The organism is Fulvivirga sp. M361 (assembly GCF_007097395.1).
Classification (GTDB): domain Bacteria; phylum Bacteroidota; class Bacteroidia; order Cytophagales; family Cyclobacteriaceae; genus Fulvivirga.
In genome coordinates, this window is sequence record NZ_VKDC01000005.1 from 389,019 (window position 1) to 410,171 (window position 21,153).

General features: G+C 42.0%; 15 protein-coding genes. 7 read left to right on the forward strand and 8 right to left on the reverse strand.

The annotated features are described in order from the left end of the window. Positions 1-4 precede the first annotated feature (4 nt). From nagB to FNH22_RS06860, 3 genes are all read right to left on the reverse strand, one after another. Positions 5-1,945, reverse strand: a complete 1,941-nt coding sequence (gene nagB, locus FNH22_RS06850) for a glucosamine-6-phosphate deaminase (protein ID WP_143397734.1) — start codon at positions 1,943-1,945, stop codon at positions 5-7. A gap of 131 nt (positions 1,946-2,076) precedes the next feature. Then, complete coding sequence (locus tag FNH22_RS06855; RefSeq protein WP_143397593.1) at positions 2,077-3,609, reverse strand: SusD/RagB family nutrient-binding outer membrane lipoprotein; 1,533 nt, start codon at positions 3,607-3,609, stop codon at positions 2,077-2,079. Positions 3,610-3,657: 48 nt separating this feature from the next. Then, the gene (locus FNH22_RS06860; RefSeq protein WP_143397594.1) at positions 3,658-6,786 is read right to left on the reverse strand and encodes a SusC/RagA family TonB-linked outer membrane protein; all 3,129 of its coding nucleotides are present in this window, start codon (positions 6,784-6,786) and stop codon (positions 3,658-3,660) included. Between the two features lie 236 nt (positions 6,787-7,022). Between FNH22_RS06860 and FNH22_RS06865 the strand changes: the two genes are divergently transcribed. Then, complete coding sequence (locus FNH22_RS06865; protein ID WP_143397595.1) at positions 7,023-8,096, forward strand: sensor histidine kinase; 1,074 nt, start codon at positions 7,023-7,025, stop codon at positions 8,094-8,096. A 37-nt stretch (positions 8,097-8,133) separates the two neighbouring features. Here the strand turns inward: FNH22_RS06865 and FNH22_RS06870 are convergent, their stop codons facing one another. After that, the gene (locus FNH22_RS06870) at positions 8,134-8,883 is read right to left on the reverse strand and encodes a LytTR family DNA-binding domain-containing protein (RefSeq protein WP_143397596.1); all 750 of its coding nucleotides are present in this window, start codon (positions 8,881-8,883) and stop codon (positions 8,134-8,136) included. A gap of 465 nt (positions 8,884-9,348) precedes the next feature. Here FNH22_RS06870 and FNH22_RS06875 point away from each other — a divergent pair, with 465 nt between their 5' ends. From FNH22_RS06875 to FNH22_RS06885, 3 genes are read left to right on the forward strand one after another with little or no spacing between them, the layout of a single operon-like run. Further along, entirely contained in the window at positions 9,349-9,807 is a 459-nt protein-coding gene (locus FNH22_RS06875) for an NUDIX domain-containing protein (protein WP_143397597.1), read from the forward strand. After that, positions 9,794-10,429, forward strand: a complete 636-nt coding sequence (locus tag FNH22_RS06880) for a Crp/Fnr family transcriptional regulator (RefSeq protein ID WP_143397598.1) — start codon at positions 9,794-9,796, stop codon at positions 10,427-10,429. The genes FNH22_RS06875 and FNH22_RS06880 overlap by 14 nt, the downstream gene beginning before the upstream one ends. 58 nt (positions 10,430-10,487) lie before the next feature. Beyond that, positions 10,488-11,024: a GNAT family N-acetyltransferase gene (locus tag FNH22_RS06885; protein WP_143397599.1), complete on the forward strand. Its 537-nt coding sequence runs from the start codon at positions 10,488-10,490 to the stop codon at positions 11,022-11,024. Positions 11,025-11,075: 51 nt separating this feature from the next. Here the strand turns inward: FNH22_RS06885 and FNH22_RS06890 are convergent, their stop codons facing one another. Then, positions 11,076-12,554, reverse strand: coding sequence for a Fic family protein (locus FNH22_RS06890; protein ID WP_143397600.1), 1,479 nt, complete (start codon positions 12,552-12,554; stop codon positions 11,076-11,078). 360 nt (positions 12,555-12,914) lie between these two features. On the opposite strand from FNH22_RS06890, the gene FNH22_RS06895 reads away from it, so the two are divergent. The 3 genes from FNH22_RS06895 (at position 12,915) to FNH22_RS06905 (ending at position 14,981) form a co-directional block, all read left to right on the forward strand. After that, on the forward strand, positions 12,915-13,328 hold the full coding sequence (locus tag FNH22_RS06895) for an ester cyclase (protein ID WP_143397601.1): 414 nt from the start codon (positions 12,915-12,917) through the stop codon (positions 13,326-13,328). Positions 13,329-13,547: 219 nt separating this feature from the next. Further along, entirely contained in the window at positions 13,548-14,093 is a 546-nt protein-coding gene (locus tag FNH22_RS06900; protein ID WP_143397602.1) for a hypothetical protein, read from the forward strand. A 3-nt stretch (positions 14,094-14,096) separates the two neighbouring features. After that, a complete protein-coding gene (locus FNH22_RS06905; protein ID WP_143397603.1) occupies positions 14,097-14,981 on the forward strand; it encodes a cation diffusion facilitator family transporter in 885 nt (294 codons plus the stop codon). A 49-nt stretch (positions 14,982-15,030) separates the two neighbouring features. Here the strand turns inward: FNH22_RS06905 and FNH22_RS06910 are convergent, their stop codons facing one another. From FNH22_RS06910 to FNH22_RS06920, 3 genes are all read right to left on the reverse strand, one after another. Next, positions 15,031-15,987 (reverse strand): glycerophosphodiester phosphodiesterase family protein, encoded by a 957-nt coding sequence (locus tag FNH22_RS06910; RefSeq protein WP_143397604.1) that lies wholly within the window; start codon positions 15,985-15,987, stop codon positions 15,031-15,033. A 115-nt stretch (positions 15,988-16,102) separates the two neighbouring features. Then, complete coding sequence (locus FNH22_RS06915; protein WP_143397605.1) at positions 16,103-17,473, reverse strand: RagB/SusD family nutrient uptake outer membrane protein; 1,371 nt, start codon at positions 17,471-17,473, stop codon at positions 16,103-16,105. 19 nt (positions 17,474-17,492) lie between these two features. After that, positions 17,493-21,023, reverse strand: coding sequence for a TonB-dependent receptor (locus FNH22_RS06920; RefSeq protein WP_143397606.1), 3,531 nt, complete (start codon positions 21,021-21,023; stop codon positions 17,493-17,495). Between the last annotated feature and the right edge of the window lie 130 nt (positions 21,024-21,153).

The window sequence follows — 21,153 nt, forward strand, 5'->3', positions numbered from 1 at the left end:
GCATTCAAAAAAAATGTCTTTTAAATGCTTCAATAGCTTCATACTCAGAAAGCCCCAATTGATCAAAAACTTTCGCAGTGTGTCGGTTTCTTTGCTCAGACCTCTGCCAGAATTCCCGGCTGTCATTACCGGGAAAAACAGCGGTATCTTTTTGAGACTGATGTTTGAAAATAGCTTTTCTCTTAATGATGAGTTCATCCGGGCTCAATGGAATAGCCATATCAATATCATTGATGTCCCATTCCTGCCATGCTCCCCGGTACAGCCATACCCAGCAATCCCTTGCCCAATCTTCACCCCTGATCTGTTCCAGGGCCTCAAAGATCACATCCAAACAAACCCGATGTGTACCATGTGGGTCGGAAAGGTCACCTGCAGCATAGATCTGATGAGGTTGTATTTTCCGTAACAGGTCTGTTACAATATTCACATCTTCTTTCCCTATCGGCTTTTTCTTCACCAGCCCTGTTTCATAGAAAGGCAGGTCAAGAAAATGGGCCTGGCTATCGGGTACACCAAGATATCGGCACCCGGCCTTTGCTTCACTTCGCCGGATGAGGGCTTTTATTTTCATCACTTCCAACGAATCAACATCACCTGCTTTCTTTCCGTAGATCGATTTGGTAATTTCTGCATACAAGGAATTACCCTTTCCCGTACTGAAATCATATTCGTGGTTTAAATCCCGAAAAAAATCAGCATATCGGATAACGTCATCATCAAATACAGCAATATTTCCAGAGGTCTGATACGCCACATGCACTTCATGCCCCTGCTTCACTAATCTCCCAAAGGTCCCTCCCATGGATATAACATCGTCATCCGGATGAGGGCTAAATAAGACTACTCTCTTTTGAGCAGGCTCCGCCCGTTCAGGACGGTTAGTATCATTTGCATCCGGCTTACCACCGGGCCACCCGGTAATGGTCTTTTGAAGGTCATTGAAGATCTTTATGTTAATATCATAAGCCGGGCCATAGGTGGTGATCAAATCACTCATCCCATGGTCCGCATAATCCCGGTCCGTGAGCTTAAGAATGGGTTTGTCTATTTTTTGGCTTAACCAGATCACGGCTTTTTTTGCCAATGAATGGTCCCATTTGCACTCCGTTACCAGCCAGGGGGTTTTTATCCGCACTAATTCAGCGGCGGCAGCTTCATCCGTCACAATAGAAGCATTTACATGGTTTTGCAAGAAAGTGGCGGGCACCGAATCTGAAGGTTCACCTTCTACTGCCTCTTTGATAATACTGGCTTTACCCTCGCCCCAGGCCATCAGAATGATCCTACGCGCTGACATGATAGTGCCTACCCCCATAGTAATGGCCCTTCTCGGGACATTCTCTTCTCCATAAAAATCGCTGGCCGCATCTTTTCGGGTAACATGGTCAAGGGTCACAAGCCTTGTTCCTGACTCCATGCCGGACCCGGGTTCGTTAAAACCGATATGTCCGGTACGACCGATACCCAATATCTGCAGGTCCAATCCGCCCGCCGCCTCTATTTTTTGCTCGTATTCCTTACAATACGTTGCTACCAGGTCTCTTGGCAATGTACCATTGGGGATATGTATATTTTCCTTTTTTATATCTACCAGGTAAAATAAGTGTTCATTCATGAACCGGACATAACTCTGAAGTTCTTCGGGGTCCATAGGAAAGTATTCATCCAGGTTAAACGTGATGACATTTGAAAAACTGAGTCCCTCCTCATCATGTCTTCTCACTAATTCATTATAAAGCCCTACGGGGGTAGAACCTGTAGCCAGTCCAAGTACACAATTCTCCCCTGCCTGCTGTCTTTCTTTAATTAGTTCTGTAATCTCATCTGCTACCAGTTTTACCGCTTCAATGGAAGTCGTGACTACTTCCGTATGAATTCTCTCATATCGGGGGAGCGGTCTTTTCTGTTTCTGGGCATGTTTCACTTGGGTTTCAGTGGTCATCATTGCTATATACTAGTTTTTTATGTTCGAGTATTTATCAAATCGTTTTTAGTGGTATTGTCTAATAAGTTCATTTGTTAAGTGAGTGAGTCAGGAAAAACATGATGCATCCTGACTCAGTCTTTATGCATTTATTGCAGGTCCCACCAGATATTGGTTATCATTTTATCTTCGCCCTGCCTGGCTACGGCCGCTTTCAGATTCACTTCATTTGCTACAGCTTCAGTAGCCGAATAAGGAAGCCTTTTGGGTACTACTCCATTATTCGGCGCAGTAACAAAGAATTGAGTATTGTCTGTTACATCAGGAATAAGTTCTGTTCTTCTCACCAATGCCCACCCCTCATATCCGTTAGTCAGGAGGGCCAACCATCGTTGGTTCCAAACCATGTTCAACTGGTCTGTATTATCACCTGATAAAGTAGCAATGGCTTCATCCGTTTTAAAAGTATTGATGTCCTCATCACTCACTCCCCAGAAACGCATGCTCGCTTCTATTCCCCGCACGTAAGCGTCCTGGGCGTTTCCGGCATAGCCCAATAAAGCTGCTTCGGATTGCAGGAAATAAGATTCTGCCGCGGTGAGTACCTGCGTTGGCAGAACATTGGCTACGTCCGTGGTAGAAGTCCCTATGATCTTTGCCGAGGGAATGGCCAGATCATCTCTATCTGCAAAGCTCCTGCCCAGTACACTAGACCCGTTATAGGTTCCATTAGCAGAAGAATCTGCCATTTCGGTTAGTCTGGGATCGTTATTATCCTTTAACATGTCAATATAACGATCTGCAAACACCCATTTGGAACCTAAGCCTCCAAATCCCCAGTAAACATCTTCCAAACCCCCATCAAGAAATGACAATACCAACGGAGTAGGAGATTTACTTATTAATGCCTGGTTAGACTCATCAATCAACGGGTTATTAAGGCAATCGTTGATAATGCCATCAATGAAAGTACTTTCACCGGCATTATTAAATGCGTCCCTGGATCGTAATGCCATCCTTAATCTAAGCGTATTCGCGAATGCCTTCCACTTTTGAGGATCTCCATTGTAGATAAAATCTCCTTCGGCGCCGGATATTTGTGCACTTGCTGATCCGATGGCCTCCATCTGCGCTTTCAGATCCAGCATAATACTCTCATAGATATCTTTTTGAGCATCATATCTGGGTTGCGGATTTTCCAGGATCAGCGCTTCGCCAATCACATCTGAGTAAGGGATGTCACCAAAAATATCTGTCATTTTCTGATAGAACCATGACATCATGATACGGGTAACTGCCGCTCCTTCCGGATCTTCTTCCTGAATATAGGTATTGAGTAAATTCCTGATGTTCAAGGATACTTTTTGATACGATGCATCAAACATGGCATTTGTCCAGCCTTGATTATTTTGATAGACGTCTCCCCCAAACCAGGTACCGTCGCCATTATAGCTGAATTGGTGTGCAAACCTGCTGGAGTAGATCAGGTTACCTCTCCAGGTTAAAAACCTGGGTTCTGCAAACTCAAAATACTGTACTCCTGCCATTATTCCCTCTATGGAGGCATTTTCCGGATCAACCGGGTTTATATTTATCTCTTCGAAATTATCTGTACATGCCGTAGGTAGTAGGATCGCCAAAGACCATGCGCATGCCCAAATTATAGCTTTATTAAATTTCATATGTCTTAAATTTTAGATGGTAAGTAAGTACTGCTCATACTTCTTCGCTTAAAATGTGATATTCAATCTAAGTCCATGGCTTTTCGCAGTAGGTATCCCAAAGTACTCCACACCGGAAAAACTGTTATTAAAGCCCGTTTCAGGGTCAAAATTGTCCGTGTTACTATGTAGGATAGCCAGATTCCTGCCTACATAATTGATAGAAAGATTGGTGAGGCTTAATTTGCTCGTTATGCTTTCAGGAAATGAATATCCTACGGTCAGTTCTCTGAATTTCACAAAGCTTCCATCTATTACCCAGTTTTCACTAATGGTTCCTAACCTTCCCCAGTACGTTTGCGGATCTACACCTCTTTCAAGAATAGTGGGGCTCAATTCGCCGTTTTTAAAAATCACAGCATCTTCCGGAACAAGAATTCCCTGTCCTCCACTATAAAACTCTCTGCCGGCCAATGTTTCAATAGCGGTGCCTTGTGCATGTCTTTCTATGTCTGAAAAAGAAAACAAGTCTCCTCCAAACCTTGCATCCAAAAGAAAGCTAACTGAAAATTGCTTGTAGGTAAAGGTATTTGACCAGTTGGCAAATGCGTCAGGGGCTGCATCTCCGATCTTTCCTATTTCATCACTTACCATTGGCAGGCCGTCCGTATCGTATAAGATCTGTCCAAAAATATTTCGTTCAAATTTGCTTCCGTAAAGCGCCTGCGGGCTTGAACCCACCTCTGCGGCTACCTGAACTATATCGTTAAACTGTCGTACCAGGATATTTCTTTCTACTCCATTAGAAAGTTCCTTTACGACATTGTCATTGGTAGTATAGTTCAATGTAGAAGTCCAGTTAAAATCACCGGTCTTTACCACATCTGCGGTCAAGGTGATTTCAACTCCTTTGTTTGTGATCAAACCTGCATTGATCACCTGACTGGCAGCTCCACTTGCGGGTGGCAGAGTCAGGTTAAGTATCTGATTTGATGTTCTGATATTATAGTAGGTAGCGTTTACACTAATACGGTTGTCAAGGAAGCGGGCATCAATTCCAAACTCATAGGTATCGGATATTTCAGGCTCCAGGTTAGGGTTTTTCAAAATAGGGCCTAATCCTGCGCCTTCTTCGTTATCTCCAAAAAAGAAAAACCGCTGTCCGTTAAAAAGACCAGACGAGGTATTATAGGTATTGATCAATGAAAAAGGTGTTGTTGCATTACCTGTTTGGGCAATACTGCCCCTCAATTTAATAAGGGACACGGCATTGCCATTTTTCATGCCGGGTATAGCCTCTGATAAAACAAAGCTAAGGCCCGCTGAAGGGTAGAAAAAAGATGCGTTGTTAATGGGTAATGTGGAACTCCAATCGTTTCTGGCGGTAAATTCAGCAAACAGGTATTGGTTTAGTCCGAGTGTTACAGCTCCAAAGATAGAATTAGAAGAACTCTCTGCTGACTCAGGCAGAAGCTGGGTAGTTTCAAAGTTTAACAATGAAAAGAAATTAGGTACCAGGAAAGTCTCACCGGTGGCTCTAAGAGATTTAAATGAGGCCCTTGTATGACTAAACCCAAGATTAGCTGATATATCAAAAGCACTGCTTATCACTTTGTCATAAGACAGTATGAGATCATAATTATTCGTCCTGGATGTTGAGTTCACATTGATATATCTCCCATTTCTGGCGATGTCAAAAGCACCCAGGGGATTGAAAATATCCTGCTCTATCACAATATAATCTTGCGAAAGCCTGCCTAATGCATTAAGACCCTTTGTAAGGTCCGCCCTAAACTCAAACAGACTGATGTACCGGTCCGTTTGATCTTCATTCAAAAATGTGTTGACCGTATAATAAGGGTTAGTAATAAACGCTCCTGACCAGTTATTAGGAGCTCCCTCACTTGTGAATGCATTTGTACTTAACAGGTCATTTGACACATTTCGGGGGCGAAGGGAAAGGGCCCTGGTAATATTACTCTGCCCGTCCGTCAATTCAGGCCGGTTTTCGGCTTTCTGATCAATGTAATCCACTTTCCCGGTAATATTCAGCCAGTCCGTCACTTCAGCTCCTGCCTTAATGCTGAAATTTTGGCGTTCCAGTTGACTGCCAGGTATAATGGATTCGTCATCGGAACGTGAATAACTGACCCGGTAATTAAACTTGCCCCTGGCCTGTGAAATTGACACCGAGTTAAGAAAAGATACCCCTGTCTGGAAAAAATCCCTGAATTGATCGTCTCCAATTGATCCATAAGCAGCAGTTCCGTTTCCATCAAACCGTTCTCTGTCAGAGCCATCCATTAATGGCCCATAACTACTTCCCCTGGTAATGTCATACGTCAGTTCACCTGTGCCGGTATCAAAAAACCCCTGGCCATAACTATTTTGGAATTCAGGGCTGACTAAAATAGAACTTGCAGTAATAGCGCTGTTGACCTCTACGGAGACCCTTTCGGTACGTCCGCTTTTGGTATTGATCACCAAAACGCCATTGTTTCCTCTAAAACCGTAAAGCGCTGTAGCATTACCACCTTTTAAAAGAGAGATACTTTCAATATCATTTGGGTTTAAATTCGATAAGGTGTTACCGTAGTCCAACCCTTCGGCAAAATCTGCCTGGTTTCCCTGGTTATTATCGATGAGCACCCCATCCAATACGATCAGCGGTTGGTTATTGATGCCAAGAGAGCTGATACCACGCACATTAATACTTACGGATGAGCCAATTCCGCCCGAATTTGAGTTAATGTTCACACCGGAAAGCTTTCCGCGAAGCGCAGAGCCAAGATTTGGATCAGATGCCCGTGCAAGTTCCTCGGTATTCAGGTTCTGAACAGAATACCCCAGCTTATTGCTCTCTTTCTCGAGTCCGAAAGCAGTTACCACTATTTCAGATAGCCCTACCACATCAGTGGAAAGAGCAATGTCAATGTTTGACCTGTTTCTGACAGGTACTTCCTGTGTTACAAATCCGATAAAGGATATCACAAGTACTCCATCTGCCGGAGCATTAATGGTAAATCCACCATCCACGTTAGTAACTACGCCCGTTGAGCTGTTTTTTAATAAAACATTAGCGCCTGGTAAGGGTTCTTTTGTAGATTCATCTACTACCCTGCCCGTAACGGTCATGTCTTGTGCAAATGCAGATAGTGACAAAGAAAATGCGAAAATCGCAAAGTAAAAGTGCTTCATAGGTCACATTTTTATAGGTGAGTGAAATTCATTTAGTTGTGGAATATACTTTAAAGGATAATGAGGAAAAAAAAAATTATACTAAGAGCGTACTTCCGTAGCTTTTCTGAAGAAGGCCATTTTTCTGCGTATAGCGATGAATATTTACGTTTAAGCTACAGTCCTATGCGCTTTATATATTTTTTAGAAGCCATCGACTTAAGTTTACTATATTCAGTGTTTAACCCGGAAGACTTATGTCAGTCAACACGTTAGTATCCATGTACAGCAAAACCACCTCCTCAAAAGTGTTTTTTCACTGTCTTTTTTGGCTGATATACTTCACATTAAACTTTGTAAGGTGGGGGCATTATTTTGGAGATTATTCCTACTCTTTCAAATCAAACCTGGTAGAGTTCCCAATGCATATTGCTCTCGTTTATTTGAACCTTTATTTCCTGATCCCCAGGATGATCCCCAAAAGGATCATGTTATATGTTCTTGTTCTTATGGCCTCAACTTTAGCCGTATCGCTTGTTAGAATAGGCATCACCTATGAATTGGTGACCACTGAGATCTTTAAAGAATCCACCATTGAACAGGAAAGCTTGTACAATATAAAATATGTCATTGCAGTCTTCATTGGAGAGATCTATGTGATAGGCCTTACCATGGCCATCAAACTCACTATGGATTGGGTAAGGTCAGAAAAAAAATCCCGGGAATTAGAGCAACGTAACCTTAAAACGGAGCTATCTCTACTCAGATCACAGATGCAGCCTCATTTTTTCTTTAATACCCTAAACAATCTTTATTCCCTAACCCTGGATAAATCCGATCAGGCACCGGAAACTGTATTACGGCTTTCCGAACTAATGAGCTACGTCATTTATAAAGGCAAAAAGAATAAAGTGAAATTAATTGATGAAATCAAACACCTGCACTGTTTCCTGGACCTTGAACGCTTGAGGTATGACAATAGATTGGATGTGTCTTTCGATATTCGCGGTGAAATCGATCACAGAAAAATCCCGCCTTTGATACTAATCACTTTTTTAGAAAATGCATTCAAACACGGTAGTAGCAACAAACTGGGCAATATCACTATCAAGATCGATCTGACTCTTTCGAAACAAAGGATACGATACAGGATAATGAATGATTTTAAAGTGAACCCGAAAGTGTCAGAAACCGCCAACTCTGCCGGAGGTCTAGGAATTGAGAATACAAAAAGAAGGCTGGACCTTCTTTACAAAGACGATTATGATCTTCATCTCGGCCCTGAGAAGGGTAAATTCGTAGTAGATCTGGATATACCAACTAACTTATAATCAGATTCACCCCAAACAACCTACTATTGTTTCTCTCTTACCCATTCAAAATACTTCTTTTCACCTCTGATTGATAGTTTCTTCCGATCGGCAACTTACGTCCGTTCACTTCAATGAGATTACCTTCAAGTGACCTTATCTTGGATTTGGATACGGCGTATGATTTATGGATCCTCATAAAATTGTCCTGGGGAAGGTTAGCCATGAAGTTGCTTAGGTTAGCATGCGTTATTAATTCCTCAGACTGGGTTACCACACGCACGTAGTCTTTCAAGCTTTCAATAAACAGGATCTCTTCGAAATGAACTTTTACCATACGTTTGTCAGCTTTTATAAAAATATGATCACAAACTTGCAGGGTTCCTGACAGCTGCTCCTCACCGGCAGAACTCCCTCTGGCTATGTTCTGTATTTTTCTAAACCTGTTCAACGCGTTCATAAACCTGGGAAGCGCTATTGGTTTTATTAAATAATCAATAACATTCAATTCAAAGCCTTCTACCGCATAATCTCTATAAGCGGTTGTGATGATAATACTTGGTTTTGTTTCCAGCGTTTTTATAAAATCAATTCCATTTAATTCCGGCATTTCCACATCCAGAAAGATGAGATCCAGGTTCAAATTTTCCATCAACTCAAACGCTTCAATGACATTAGACGCCTCTCCACATACCTCAAAGTGGTCCAGTGGGTCCAGGTATTTTTTAATGACATTTCTTGCCAATGGCTCATCATCAATGATAAGGCATTTAATAACGGCAGATGTAATTGTGTTTGTTGATTCCATTTTTAATCCGTTATATGATGAAAATTAATCAAATAATTAAAGCTTCTACATAGCGTACTATTAGCAGAATAAAAGTGTTAAATCATGAAAACAAATCTCACTCAAAAGCAAGAGCTGGCAAACTGGTCATCTTTATCGCTGTCAATTGGCCAAGCGTACTAGGAATAGTCCATGAAAAAATACTATCCCCTCTGAACATAGATTCAACGGTCTGACTTTTCGGTAACCACGTCCATCAGATTGGATATTTTACCTGAAGTAATTATGGTCACAGTTGTCTCACATTTTTACTGATCCCCGTGATTGGATACCCAATATCACAAAAATGTTCCATGAAACAAATAAAATTAAGGCCTGGGTCAGTTGAAGTACATAGATTGTGTTACTTTCTCTTTTCTATCAGCTCTTTATGGAATAAGATAATTAATGACGAGTTTAAAGCATTGATAAAGGTTCTGAACTCATATGAAAAAGCTTTATACTTATCCTGAAATAACGGTTGGGGCTATCATTATTAATCCCAACCGGGAAATCCTTTTATGTAAATCTCAAAAATGGAACAATCAATATGTAATTCCCGGCGGACATATTGAAAAAGGAGAACGGATGGAAGATGCATTGAGAAGAGAAGTAAAAGAAGAAACAGGGTTAGAGATCTATGACATAGAACTCATTAGCCTGCAAGAGAGTATTTTTAGTCCTCAATTTCATTCCGAAAGGCATTTTATATTTATTGATTATTGCTGCAAGACGAATTCCTTTGACGTAATACTCAATGAAGAAGCTGACAGTTATGCCTGGGTGCTTCCCGATAAAATTCTAAGCTATGACCTGGGTGGATATACGCGACAGTTTTTTACGGAATATTTGGATACAGGATCATCCTATAAAAAAAGTATCTTTTATCAATATGCAGGAGAATAGAAACATAGATACCAATACAGTCAACTACCTGGAAGAGTTCAAGGAAACCATTCATAGCTTCTCACCGATAACCAAAGCATCCTGGGATCTTGTTAAAGGCATTGCAAAGGTCCGAAACGTCAGGAAAGGAGAAAAATTATTACTTCACGGGCACCATGCCAAGTTTATCTATTACATCGCCCAAGGCACTCTGCGTGCCTTTTACATAGATGATAGTGGCAATGTGTTCAATAAAAACCTGTTCCTTGATAAAGAGATCTGCGCCTCCAAAGTTTCACTCCTCCGGGGTATCCCCTCTTTCCTGGGAATTGATGCATTAGAAAATTCAATCGTTATCAGTATCCCATTTAACCAATTCAGTGCATTCATTCATGAAAATGATGACCTCAAGAATTTTTATATAGCGTACATCCAAAACATCTGGATCATTGAAAGGGAGCAACGGGAGTTATCGTTGGTGATGCAAAATGCTACTGAAAGGTATCAGGCATTATTGCGGAAACATCCGGATATCGAACACAGAATTCCGTTGTATCACGTTGCTTCTCATATAGGAATTACTCCAACACAATTAAGCCGGATCCGTAAGGAAATAAAAAATGCTGATCTTCAACATATGTAAAGGAAATTGACCTCTTTTTCTACCAGCTTTATCCTTTATTAATTCAACGTTTTTATCAATGATCAAATCAAATGATTTCCTGATCAGGGAGGCCTATACATCAGAGTTTGTTTCCATAGGACGGCTCATGGTAGATGTCTATTCGGGTCTAAAAGGGTTTCCATCCCCGGCAGAGCAACCGGGTTATTATGAAAAGCTGGCAAATGCAGGGGATCTTACTCAAAAACCAGGCACAACGCTGCTGGCTGCCTTTTCTATCACTAATAAGTTGCTCGGAGCAGTGGTTTATTTCAGTGATATGAAATATTATGGCTCAGGGGGTACGGCTACAAAAGAAAAGGATGCTGCCGGCTTCCGGTTATTAGCAGTAAGTACCAAAGCAAGGGGAAAAGGCCTTGGACGTGCTTTGACTACAGCTTGTATTCAAAAAGCAAGAATGCAAAAACGGTCACAGCTTATCATTCATACTACTGAAGTAATGAAAACAGCATGGAACATGTATGAAAGTCTGGGATTCAAAAGATCAAAAGACCTGGATTTTGTATGGGACACACTTCCGGTTTTAGGATTTCGGCTAAACATCGAACAGTCTTGAAAAGACAGACCAGTCTAAATCACTGCAAAAGCCTTTTGATGATCCATTCTCTTACTTGACCATTCGTAGTTTGCCTTCGGTATGCTCCAGAAATGCGTTGCTTTTCTCTAAAAGTAATTGCATATGATCTATGCTTTCACCTACAATCGATGCACTGAATTCATGGACACGCATTAGCATACGAATATACACTTTAGGGTCTCTTTGCCGGGTCAGCTTTCTTAAGGCCCCTAAATAATCATCTCGGTAAACCGTAGGTATAATGATTTTCGCTTGTTCTCCCTTCACTAACTCAGCGTTCATCATTACCCTGGCAATACGACCATTTCCATCTAAAAACGGATGGACTTCGCTGACCATAAACATCATATAGGCCGCTTTAGCAAATGGATGCCTTAGCGCCTGGTAAAAATCAAAGCTTTTAATAATAGTACCTCTAACTAAACTGGCATCGACAAATGCCGTTTGCCCTGCAAAATTATTTTTATCCTTGAATTCACCTGGTTTTTTATCAATCCTGGCCGATAGCAGTATTTTATGCCGGTATTTCAACAATTCAAGTAGTTCCTCAGGTGATGAAGGGGTGACATTTATTGCTTCCTTTTTAGAAACAATATGGTACGTTCCTAAGACGTCGTGAGAATCTTCATTTCTGGTAGCCAGTGGTTTTTGGGTTTCAATGATCTGTTTTGCTTCTTCCAGTTCAAATACCGTTCCTTCGATGTAATTGGAAAAATAGCTTTCAAAAAGGGCAAAGTTTCTAAAAGACCTGTTAGTGGTATTTTTTTCTTTTCTGTATTTAAATTCCTGCTGACTGAGTTCCCGGAACAAAGATTCAAACAGCTCTAATCTATTCGGATCATAGGGACTACCAAAAGCCCTGGCGGAGGCTACAGGCGATTTTAATATATTAGAGGGATGCGTGGAAAGAAGTGCACTAATGATCTTGTTGAGTTTTAAAAACTCTTTCTGCATTCCCAGCTTTTCTGAAATCACCCTGGCCCGATCCCTCACTTTATTCAATTCTTCTTCCCCATTCACCCGGATGATCTGTTCCAGGTATTCTTCAATGACCGGGAAATTCAATGTCTTGGAATCCGGGCCAGGCTTTCTGGAAGTTTGAAGGTTTTCGAGAAAGGCCCGTTCACGTTGCGAAGCATATAGTTTCCCGGACAGTGGGTTATCTCCTTCTATGGGTCCATTTCCCTCCAACAACCTGATCATGACACCGGGCAATTCAGCCTTTCGGGTATATTTATAGGTAAGGAATAATTGGCCTCTGCTGGTAGGTTTAAATTCAAGCGCAGATCGATGACTTAGTATAGCCCCGGGATACAAATGGCCTAAAATAGAGAAAAGGTTTCTCCTTACTATATTCTCAGGACTGTCACCAAAGTTAGCCGAATATAATCTGGAGGCAATTTTCCTGATCTTTCCCTCTTTCTCCAGTTTTGATATTTGCTTGGAAACAGCAGGGTCCGAAGAGCCATATATCACCTCTTGCAAGTGAATAGGTAAAATATTTTCCATTATAATCAGCTTTTTAGGGTAAAATGGAAAATTTTTTCCACTAAAATGCTCTTTTTGGAAAATTTTTTCCACTAAAATAGATCTGGGAGATTTTTTCCACCAAATTATATTGAAAAATGACCATGCTACCCTTTCTCCTACTAAGTGTTAAAGGAAAGCAATCTCATGATCACCTGTACGGAATTTGATTATTGAATGCCTCCACGTAGTCATAAGGTAATAAGAAAATAGTGAGTTAATGCTTTTAAAATGTACAGAAAAATTGTTGATTGGAAATGAGTAAAATACAAAAGCCGACTGAGCTCATCTGAAAACACAAAATGTCATTGACTCATCATTTCATTCAAACAGGTTAAAACCATGCACAAAGAGGCATTCCTAAGGGAGTTTATGACTGAAATCTGGAATAATAAACGCCTGGATAAAATTGCACAATACGTCCATAAAGAATACACCATTCACCTGGATACTTCCGACCCCTGGGAAGGAAAAACATTATCGCATGAAGAATTCAAAGAGCGATTACATTATTCGTTCAACTCATTTCCGGATATGTACTTTGATATAACCTCAGCTATAACTGAAGAAGAGCATGTAGCGATAACATGGGTTCTGACAGGCACAAACCATGGTAATATCGGAGAATTCCCGGCTACCAGGAAACCTATTCACACCAAAGGGTTCACCATCTACCACTTTAAAGATGATCTGATCAGCGGGCATACTCAGGTATTTGACAGATCATTGGTAATGAAACAGCTAGGATTTTCATGAAATTAAAAAAATGGTTTACCCTGCTCAATTATAGTAAACATTTCATAAAATTAGAGCAATCATTTTTTTTAAACTGTCCGTTCCCTCTTGGCCATGCTAGAAAAAAAGCTAACGCACAGAAATAAAGGGTATCCTTCCTATCCGCAGTGCTGACATGCAGACTGAGCGCTCCATTGGTAGGAATTTTGATGTGAATTACAAAACCTTCTTAAGCAACGAATGGACCCTATCTATCAACTCTTTTTTTACACCAGACTAAGTGATGCGTTGGTACTCAGAGAAAATGACTTTAATCCATTTTTTTATGAGAATGCCGACGGGCCTGTGGAAAGCAAAGGAATAGAAACAAACATCAAACCGGGTTACAAGAATTTTAAGCTATTTGCCAATTACGCCTTAATAGATACCCGGCTAATGTATGACAATTTGAATGAGCAAAAATCATTGACCTCAAAATATACTATCGGGTCAGTACTGATGTATGAAGTGGAAGACAAATGGCGTATTGGTTATGAAGCTTATTACACCGGAAGGCAGTTTAGAAGTAACCGAACGACTACTGAAGATTATTGGATCATGGGTTTCATGATCATGCGAAAACTAGATAAATTAAGTCTTTATATGAATTTTGAAAATTTTACGGATACCCGCCAGCACCGTATGGAAGCCTTTGAAGTAGATACTCATTTCAAACCGGACTTCCCGGAACTTTGGGCTCCTACAGATGGCAGGGTCATCAACGCGAGTTTGATTTTTGAATTATAATATATGGGACACCAACACGACCACCCCCATCAGGCAGAAGGCAACATAAGAGTTGCCTTCTTTCTCAATCTTGGTTTCACCATCATCGAGATCATCGGCGGACTGTATACCAATAGCCTTGCCATCCTCTCAGATGCACTGCATGACCTGGGGGACAGCCTGAGTCTGGGCTTATCATGGTACTTCCAAAAACTGTCAAAAGAAGGAAGAACAAAAACCTTTTCATACGGCTACAAGCGTTTCTCCTTACTTGGGGCCATCATCAATTCTATTGTGTTGATCGTTGGCTCCATTATTATCCTGACCCATGCTGTTCCCCAGCTTTTCCACCCGGAAGAAACCAATGTGAAAGGAATGTTATACCTGGCCATCCTGGGTATTATAGTTAATGGAGCGGCTATTTTAAAACTCCGTAAAGGGGACTCCATCAATGAAAAAGTGGTATCACTCCACTTACTGGAAGATGTTTTTGGCTGGGTGGCCGTTTTGATAGGAAGTATTATCATGATGTATGTAAATGCTCCCTTTATTGATCCGCTACTTTCTATCTTAATATCGCTTTTTGTGTTGTATAATGTTTACAAAAACTTAAAACAAAGCTTTCTTATTATCTTACAGGGCATACCCGATAACATAAACATTAATGGTATCCATACAAGACTGAAGGAAATCCGAGAGATAACGACCGTTCATGATTGTCATGTATGGTCGATGGATGGAAAGTACAATATCTTAACCATCCACCTTGTACTGGACAAGGACTATACATTATCCGAACAAGCGGAACTCAAAAAGAAGGTATGGAACGTATTAAAAAGTGAATCCATTGATCATATCACTTTGGAATTTGAAAGTCAGGATGAGCGTTGCGAATGGAAGGATTGTTAAATTAATATTGTAAGGCAGTGTTTTCTCAATGAACTTAAACCATCCTTTTTTAATCATGCAATTTTCTTTTTCTAAGGTAATCCAAAAGTAAACGAGGACGATCCGTTTGGATCATATTCACTTTTCTTTTCTCATACCATCCGTATATACCCTCAGGGTCTTCAACGGCCCGGTCATCTTCATAGCCCGCATTCAGGCTTTCCCAAAGCGAATTAACCCACACGCGTGACCCCTGCTGACGGATCTTGGGAAATTGATTTAGGACATCTGAACTTTCATCCTCAAATATCAACTCATACGCCACGGGTTTAAGCTCTTCCTGATAATCCCGGATAGTTTTCACGGCATCCGGATGATTCAGGTCCACGATCGGCATAAAAAACACTTGCCCCAGGTACTCTCCGAACTCCTGCTTAACTTTTTCCACAGGAACTTTGCCCTTCATAATAACATGGTCTATCGTACCGGTCCTTTCCAATACGTCATAAGCCTTATCAAAATAACTATAGCACTTATCTAAATTGATCATGATCTTACCTTTGGCTTCCAACATGGCTTCTTCCAATGTAGGTACTTTATGATGGGTAGGATGATTTACACCATTGCGCAAGTAAAGGGTTTTAATACTGTCTAATGTCCACTCTGATAAAAGCCCGGCACCTGTAGTAGTTCTGTCAATGGTATCGTCGTGCATCAATACTAAAACAGAATCTTTAGTCATTCGTATGTCTATTTCAACCATCTCTATTCCCATCTCAATACAATTTGTAATGGCCGGGATCGAGTTTTCTGGAGCATGTCGCCAATCGCCTCGATGTGCTATGACCATGACCTGATCACTATTGGCATCCATTAAAGCGGCCCGTATGTCAGACAGGCTTTTTGCATACACCCTGGTACTGGTGGGTTCTAAAGCATTGTCAGCCTTATTATTTGCCCCGGTACCACACCCGAAGTGAATACAAATAAGAAGTAAAAGGGGACTGAATTTAAATCGGTTCTTCATGATGTATTAGTAGAAAAGCAGCTTCAAAAGCACTTGGTTGAATAGTCACTGGGTTAGAGAGCAGAATATCATACAACCCATCACAATAAGACTTTTGAAGCCACTTGATACAGTTTTAATTATAGCCAGGATTTTGCGGAAACCTCGTTTCATCCTGAAAAGCGTCAATTTCGCTTTGAGGCAACGGGTATAACAGTTGAAACGGTTGGAATGTCACCCCTACTTCCGCTAAAGCTTCGGCTGCATTTCCGGCACGTTTCAGATCAAACCATCGATGTCCTTCCAATGCAAATTCCAGTCTTCTTTCTTCGAAAATGGCATCACGAAAAGTATCCTGGTCAGGAAGGTCAGCGGCATTTAAATCTGCAAGTCCGGCACGGGACCGAACACTATTTAATAGATCAAATGCTTCGCCATCGGCATCATATGCCTCTTCGTTTAAAGCTTCTGCAAGAAGTAGCACTGCATCCGATTTTCTGATCACCGGGTAATCCAGGCCATAACTACCTCCACCGAAAGGTGCCTCCTGGAACTTCAATGGGATCATATCTCCGCCCAGGTCATTATTTGACTCTATCAACGGGCCTCTTACCACATCGCCGGCATCGACGTACGCCTGTCTCAGATTATTCGACACCAAAGGTGTTTCATTCGTGTTGTACCAGGCACCATGACTTTCATCCGAAAGATCAGAACGGAAGCGTACCACAAAAATCATTTCCGCATTCAACTCATTGTTGGCATCCCAAACTTCACTCAAAGGCAAAAGTGAGGTCATATCAATGTTTTGAAGTAGTGGAATAGCAGCAGCATACTTCCCTTGAGTAATCAGCGTCTTGGCCAATACTATAGTAGCAGCTTCTTTTGTTCCACGGCCTGACGAGTTTCGTGACGGGAGGTTCGTTATGGCAAAATTCAGGTCCTCTTCAATTTTTGTATAAACCTCACCAACATTGTTGCGCTTTGCGGTTTCCCTTACCTGCTCCGGTTGGGATTCTTCTAGTATAAGCGGGACCTCTCCCCAAAGTCTTACCAGGTTAAAATAGGTCAGTGCACGGAGAAAATGAGCTTCAGCTCTAAATAAACTTTTTTGGCCCGCTTCCATTTCTATCTCTTCTATTCTATTTAAAACCGTATTGGCACGTGACACCGTGCGATACATGGCCTCCCACGCTCCTTCCAGCGCTCCATTACTCGCTGACTCTCTGAACTTGTTGATGTTAGCATCCTGCCCTGCATTCCGTGCTGTATTCCCATCATCGATATTATCCGATCGATACTCCAGCAAAACCCTCCAGGTATTCCCATAATATGCGCCACTTTGAAGTTCTCCATAAATACCGTTCACTGCCACCTCTATGTCTGCTGCAGTCTTAAAAAAATTAGAACTTGCAGCATCAGATACAGGATTGAGTTCTAAAAAATCGTCGCCACAGGAAGGCGTAAGAAAAGCCACGATTGATAAGAGAAATATAATCTTTTTCATCTGTCTTAAGTTTTGAATTTTATTTAAAAGAAAGATTGACCCCTAATGAGAATGTCCTTGCCAATGGATAGTTACCATAGTCCTGTCCACCTGTCAGAGCACTGTCCGGGGTACTGCTTACTTCAGGGTTGTAATACCTGTAATCTGTAAAAGTGAATGGGTTTTGTACTGAAAAATACACCCTTGCATTTTCAATAACGCTTCTTAGTACACTTTTCGGTAACGTATACCCAAAAACCAAATTTCTCACCCTTACATAAGAACCGTCTTCCACATGCCAGGAAGAAGGTCTACCCAAAGAACCTTTAGATTGTCGGTTCGCACGAGGTATAATGCCATTCCCCGGTTCAGATTCAGACCTATACCGGTCAACAACATCCACCACATTATTGAAATTGCCTTCCACATTATAATTGTATCGGTTGATAAGCGCATTCACCTCAAAACCCTGAACAGCTTGCAAAGCAAACCTGAAGTCGAAATTCTTGTACCTGAGGGTGGAATTTAACCCAATGGTATAATCAGGGAAAGGGCTCCCCAGTATGATCCTGTCACCATCATCTGTGATCTCTCCGTCGTTATTGATGTCTGTATTCTTTATATCCCCGGGCCGGGAGCCGGCAAATATCGGGGTGCCGTCATCAATATCTGCCTGTGTCAATACGCCTATGACCTGAAGCGCATAATAAGACCCTATTTCTTCTCCTACCCTGGTAATGAACGGATAACCTGCCCCTCCTGAGACAGAGGTAATAATATCATTATTGTCCGGACCCAGGGCAATTACTTCATTTTGATTGGTAGCAAAATTGAAGGAAGCGTCGATTTCTACCGGGCCAATTTTAGTACCGGTAGATACAGTAGCTTCAAAACCCCTGTTCCTTACTTTACCAATGTTGGTCAAAGCGGAATTAAATCCGGACGCACCCGGTACCGGCACATTCAATAACAGATCGGTAGTATTGCTGTTATAATAATCCAGTTCGAAATAAAGCTGATCTTCAAAGAGACCGAAATCCAGGCCAATATCCAGTGTTTTGGTCTTTTCCCATTTTAGATCCGAATTACCGGAGGTTGAAGCCGCAAGACCACTAACAACGTTACCATCATCGTCAACATAGTTATCCTCAGAAATGAGACTTATGCTGGCATAATTCGGAATTTGAAAGTTACCCGTTACGCCAAAGCTTGCACGTAATTTCAGGTCACTGACTGTTCCTGAGTTAAAAAATCCTTCATTCGAAATTCTCCATCCTCCTGACACTGAAGGAAAATATCCCCATCGATTATTTTTGCCAAACCTGGAGGAACCATCTGCTCTTATGGCCGCAGAAAGCAAGTATTTACCCTTGTAATTGTATTGTACCCTGGCAAGGTAGGAAAGTAACGACCACTCTTCCAACGTTCCACCCGCATCTACGATCTGACCTGAATTGGTAGTAGTGGACAGATCATTGGGGAAATTGGTAGCGTAAGCTTCCAGTGTTCTTTGTTCCTCCTTTTGAGAACTAAAACCCGCTATGGCAGCAAAACTGTGCTTACCAAAATCTTTGGCATAGCTTAAGGTATGTTCGATCACCCAATTCTGATACTGGTCATCCCTTGAATACGCATCCGGTACAGAGCGTTCTCCCGGGCGGCTACGATCTTCCAGGTAAGAAGGCCGGTAATAGTCCCGGGTAAACCGGTTAACATCAAACCCTGCCGAAATACGATAGTTGAGCTCATCGATGATACCAATCTCTGCATATACGTTGCCAAGTAACCTGGAATGATTCGTTTCATTTTTGATCCCTTCTGCAAGGGCAACCGGGTTTAGAAACTGGGTGTCGCCCACCGCTCCGATTGCCGAGCCGTTCCTGTCCCAGTTGTAAGACCCGTCAGGGTTAAAAACCGGAAAATTCGGAGAGTTCGCAAGGGCCAACGCCACAATTCCCTCGGTCCAGTGCGGGCCTTTGTTAATGCGGTTAGCTCGCTCCTGGGAGGGGTTCAGGTTAAATCCTAAGGTCACCCGGTCTGAAACTTCACTGCGTAAATTAAGCCTGCCTGAAAACTGGCGATAATCAGAATTGAGCACCACACCTTCCTGGTCAAGAAAGTTCAGTGAACCATAATAAGAAGTTTTGCCGCTTCCTCCACTCACTGATAAGTTATGACTCTGTATCCGTGCCGCCCGGAAGATCTCATCCTGCCAGTCTGTATCTGTCAATCCCTGCTGCCCGTCAAGATAAGGCATTATAAAATCAGGTAGCAGTCCGGAACTTGGCGAGCCATTCGCGGTACGTGTAGCATTATCGTCGTTGACACTCCCGGTAGGAACTGCATCCAGATAGGTATTATTATGACCGTCTCTGGCTAATTCCGCAAACTGGTAAGCGTCCAGCAAATCAATGGTCTTAGATACCTGCTGGATTCCAACGTAGGTGTTATAGCGGACCCTTGGCTCACCGGAAGAGCCCTTTCTTGTAGTGATCAGCACAACACCATTAGAGCCCCTGGACCCATATATTGCCGCCGCTGAAGCATCTTTGAGTATTTCGATGGATTCAATGTCATTGACATTAACAGAGCTCAGGGCATTGACCGTTTCTACTCCATAGCCTGATCTTCCATTAGGCCTTCTGATGGAACCTCCGGCACCTTGCATGTCTGTATTCATAGGGACACCATCCACCACATAAAGCGGATCATTACCAGCGGTAATAGAGCTGGTTCCGCGAATACGTATTCTCATACCTACGCCAGGTTCTCCTGAAGGCTCTACTACCTGTACTCCGGCTATTTTTCCAACAATAGCCTGATCAAAGCCCACCACAGGTTGGTCTTTTAATTCTTTTGGTGAAATGGATGCAATGGAAGTGGTCAGGTCTGCCTTGTCCTGCACTCCATATCCTATGACCACCACTTCTGAGAGCGCCGATAGGTCCGGGGCCAAGGTAATATCAAAGGTAGTTTGGTCCCCTATCCCAATTTCTCTGGACTGAAATCCAATGTAGGAAACGATCAGCGTTTTAGCATCCTCGGGAATGGAAATACTAAAGCGCCCATTGACATCTGCAATAGCTCCCAATTGAGTTCCTTTTATCTGGACTGTGGCCCCGGCGAGCGATTCCCCGGTCTGTGCATCCGTCACCTGACCTGTAATCAGGCGATCTTCTATGATATCTATTTTGTTTCTATCGCTGAAGCTTCTGTCATCTTTAAGTACAAGGATCTGATCATTGATCCGTTTGAATCTTAGCCGAGCTTTTTCAGCCACATGGAGCAGAATGTCCTTTACGCTAATGTCATTTTCATTAAAAGTGAGTCGAACATCTGACTTCAATACCTTTCGGTCATAACCGAATCTAAAAGGGGTGTTATTTTCGAGTTCAGAGAATACTTGCTTGAGTCTGGCATCTTTGACTTCAAAACTAAGTTTGACATCAGCCAGAGTTTGGCTGTTAGATTCATTGGCAAGCAAAAATTGTATTGCTATTACCTGAACCAGAAATACGTGAAATGCCTTCCTTGATGCAAACATCAATAGGTTTAGTAATGATGAATTCATATTTTTGTTTCGTTATAGTATGTAAGTCCGGAGTGCGATCCGGAATGATATTATGAGTTTACAAACCCGGATTTCTGTTAGCGCAGGACCGGGTTTTACTGTTCTTACCTGGTAAGTTCAGTATTCAGAT

What these genes read in the sequence shown, in the direction of transcription:
- FNH22_RS06910 (WP_143397604.1), bottom strand. Translation starts at nt 15,987, where the DNA reads ATGAAGAACCGATTTAAATTCAGTCCCCTTTTACTTCTTATTTGTATT.
- nagB (WP_143397734.1), bottom strand. Translation starts at nt 1,945, where the DNA reads ATGACCACTGAAACCCAAGTGAAACATGCCCAGAAACAGAAAAGACCG.
- FNH22_RS06900 (WP_143397602.1), top strand. Translation starts at nt 13,548, where the DNA reads ATGGACCCTATCTATCAACTCTTTTTTTACACCAGACTAAGTGATGCG.
- FNH22_RS06885 (WP_143397599.1), top strand. Translation starts at nt 10,488, where the DNA reads ATGATCAAATCAAATGATTTCCTGATCAGGGAGGCCTATACATCAGAG.
- FNH22_RS06905 (WP_143397603.1), top strand. Translation starts at nt 14,097, where the DNA reads ATGGGACACCAACACGACCACCCCCATCAGGCAGAAGGCAACATAAGA.
- FNH22_RS06915 (WP_143397605.1), bottom strand. Translation starts at nt 17,473, where the DNA reads ATGAAAAAGATTATATTTCTCTTATCAATCGTGGCTTTTCTTACGCCT.
- FNH22_RS06875 (WP_143397597.1), top strand. Translation starts at nt 9,349, where the DNA reads ATGAAAAAGCTTTATACTTATCCTGAAATAACGGTTGGGGCTATCATT.
- FNH22_RS06865 (WP_143397595.1), top strand. Translation starts at nt 7,023, where the DNA reads ATGTCAGTCAACACGTTAGTATCCATGTACAGCAAAACCACCTCCTCA.
- FNH22_RS06895 (WP_143397601.1), top strand. Translation starts at nt 12,915, where the DNA reads ATGCACAAAGAGGCATTCCTAAGGGAGTTTATGACTGAAATCTGGAAT.
- FNH22_RS06920 (WP_143397606.1), bottom strand. Translation starts at nt 21,023, where the DNA reads ATGAATTCATCATTACTAAACCTATTGATGTTTGCATCAAGGAAGGCA.
- FNH22_RS06855 (WP_143397593.1), bottom strand. Translation starts at nt 3,609, where the DNA reads ATGAAATTTAATAAAGCTATAATTTGGGCATGCGCATGGTCTTTGGCG.
- FNH22_RS06890 (WP_143397600.1), bottom strand. Translation starts at nt 12,554, where the DNA reads ATGGAAAATATTTTACCTATTCACTTGCAAGAGGTGATATATGGCTCT.
- FNH22_RS06870 (WP_143397596.1), bottom strand. Translation starts at nt 8,883, where the DNA reads ATGGAATCAACAAACACAATTACATCTGCCGTTATTAAATGCCTTATC.
- FNH22_RS06860 (WP_143397594.1), bottom strand. Translation starts at nt 6,786, where the DNA reads ATGAAGCACTTTTACTTTGCGATTTTCGCATTTTCTTTGTCACTATCT.
- FNH22_RS06880 (WP_143397598.1), top strand. Translation starts at nt 9,794, where the DNA reads ATGCAGGAGAATAGAAACATAGATACCAATACAGTCAACTACCTGGAA.